Genomic DNA, 2,669 nt, shown 5'->3' on the forward strand with positions numbered 1-2,669 from the left:
TTTTTTCTAACTGTCCATTCTATAGGTACCAGTTTATAATTTTATTGCAGTTTCTTCACTAAATAGCGAATTACACCAGTTCGTATTCACTTGTATTTTCTTACATACATTTAATTAAACTTCCCATTTGGATTTATTGCTATCTCGCTGCTTTTAAATTTGTTATATCCGCCCAATTATTAGCAGTCACCATTTCAACTTGAAGTAGATCCTTTTTGATAGCACTTACATCACCTTTAATCTGAGCTATATCATTACTCATACTATCATGTTCAGCTTTATTAACTTCTGATGAATGCTCTAATGCTTTTACAATTTGATATATTTCTTTTTGCCCTTGTTCTAATCCATCAAACTTAGATTCTAATCTTTTTATCCCATCTTGCATAGACTTTAAAATCTCTAATATCTCTTTATCCATTCTTCGCTCACTCCTTGGTGTTATTCTAATTATTATATTATAATACCTAGATTTAGTTTTGTATAGTATTCTTAATCATAAACTTGCTAATGTTCTAATATCGTCTATATTAAATTTCACTCTATACACCTACTCCTATTTTTCTTAACCAAAAACATATTAAAAGTTTATTTTATGTTATCAACAATTTCACTAAATACGTAATTAATCTGATTTATATTCCCCTTGTTTCTTCTACATTTAAATTTTCTCTCCAAACCAGCTCTTAAGAATTTATACACATTTAACTAACAGATTAATTTTATCCACAATTTACTCAACAGGTTATCAACAGGTTGTTAACAGACTTTTCAACATATTATCAACATTTTTTCCATTTTTATCACTTTTCAATATACTTAGATATCCATAGTAAATATAAGGAAATAAGAGGTATAGATATCTAATTAATTTCAACTACCACTTTCCAAAGTTTGACATCTATTGCTGATTTATGTATAAATTTAGTATAATCTAATTTAAGAGGTGAATATATGGAATCAGAATTAGTAGACATTTTAAGCAAACTCTATACAAAATATGGTACTACAGATGAAGTTTTAAAATTAAGTAGAGTAATTGATATACTAGTTGTAAATAAACAAAAAGTCACTTTTCAAAACTATATTAACTTTAAAAGATTAAATTGATAAACGACATAATTATGACTTTATTATTTATAGCATGATGGTTTCTTATTCTTTATAATTTTAATTTTTCCAACCTGCGAACTTTGCCCACCCTAAGTTCGCAAAAATTGGTTTAATATTGCCCTTAATTTGTTTTTATAAGCAAAAAAGCACTATAAAATAATTATAGTGCTTCACTGCTTACACTTGGAGTTTTTTCCAATCATAGGTCTTTCCGAAATAATTGACTGGTACTCTCAAGGCTTGCTACTTAACCGGAATATAAACCACCATTAACAGATATTGTTTCACCGGTGATATATTTACTCCTATCACTTGATAAAAACAATGCTACATTTGCAACATCACTTGCTTCCCCGAAACATTTCATAGGTATCTTAGCCATTAAATTCTCAACAGCTTTTTCTGGCAGGTTTTTAGTCATATCAGTTTTAATAAACCCTGGCGCTATAGCATTTACAGTTATTCCATACTTTGCAACTTCCTGAGCTAATGATTTAGCCAATCCTATTAATCCTGATTTAGAAGCTGCATAATTAGTTTGTCCAAAGTTTCCACTCAAAGCAATTACTGAAGCAATATTAATTATTCTACCGCTATTATTTTTTATCATATTAGGAACAACTTCTTTGCACACATTAAACGCTCCAGTAAGATTAACGTTTATAACTTCATCCCACATAGAGTGTTCTAGTTTCACTAAAGATTTATCCCTAGTTATTCCTGCATTATTAATAAGAACATCAATATTTTTATGCTTACTTATTATACTCTTAATGCCCTCTTGAACTTCCTCTTTTTTTGAGATATCAAATTTCACATACTCATACATATCTATATACCGGCTAAACATTTCTAATTCAGCTATTACATCTTCATATTCTCTTCTTCCATTTATTATTACAAAATCACCTTGTTCTAAAAATTCCAATGCAATTTCTCTGCCAATTCCTCTAATACTCCCCGTAATTACAACTACTCTCTTTTGCATTTCTATTTTCACTCCCCGTATTTTCTACCATAATTATATTTTGGTAATATATTTACGCCTACCCCCATACTTGTACCATTTTTAATCTATGGTTCTATTCATGGTTTTCATATTCTAAAAACACAGTATATTTTATGGTTTAACAACCCTTTACTGATACCTTAGTCTAAATGTTATTTATTTCGTATATTGTAATTATATAACATATATGCTTTTTTATATAGCTAAATAATATTAAAATTAGTTTTATAGTCTTGATATTTTTGCTTCTACCCGTAAATTTTCTAGACATCCGAGGTAGTTTACTATTCCTTTATGGCTTTCAACAGCTTCTTCTCCAAATATTGATTCTAAACACATTAGTGTAATATTCAATAGGTTTTTACAAAACAAATGATATTAAGTTAAATTATATATTAAATTGTATTTATCCCAAAATAGAGCCTATACTACAAAATGACCTAGAAGTTATCACTGAACTGCCCCCTGTCAAGTAGACAGGGTAAATAATAAAAATTACGCTGTTAAAGTATGACTTCGATATTCTATTGGAGTCATACTTTTTAAC

At 28.5% G+C, this 2,669-nt stretch carries 3 protein-coding genes; 1 reads left to right on the forward strand and 2 read right to left on the reverse strand.

Annotation, left to right across the window (positions count from 1 at the left end; translation table 11 throughout):
- Positions 1-139 precede the first annotated feature (139 nt).
- Positions 140-421 (reverse strand): hypothetical protein, encoded by a 282-nt coding sequence (locus BLS77_RS19395; RefSeq protein ID WP_089973800.1) that lies wholly within the window; start codon positions 419-421, stop codon positions 140-142.
- Between the two features lie 533 nt (positions 422-954).
- On the opposite strand from BLS77_RS19395, the gene BLS77_RS20115 reads away from it, so the two are divergent.
- Positions 955-1,110 carry a hypothetical protein gene (locus BLS77_RS20115; RefSeq protein ID WP_167866634.1) on the forward strand — a complete coding sequence of 52 codons (156 nt, stop codon included), beginning with the start codon at positions 955-957 and terminating at the stop codon, positions 1,108-1,110.
- 250 nt (positions 1,111-1,360) lie between these two features.
- On the opposite strand, the gene fabG is transcribed toward BLS77_RS20115, so the two are convergent.
- Positions 1,361-2,101 carry a 3-oxoacyl-[acyl-carrier-protein] reductase gene (fabG, locus tag BLS77_RS19400; RefSeq protein WP_089973801.1) on the reverse strand — a complete coding sequence of 247 codons (741 nt, stop codon included), beginning with the start codon at positions 2,099-2,101 and terminating at the stop codon, positions 1,361-1,363.
- Between the last annotated feature and the right edge of the window lie 568 nt (positions 2,102-2,669).

The organism is Clostridium gasigenes (genome assembly GCF_900104115.1).
Classification (GTDB): domain Bacteria; phylum Bacillota; class Clostridia; order Clostridiales; family Clostridiaceae; genus Clostridium; species Clostridium gasigenes.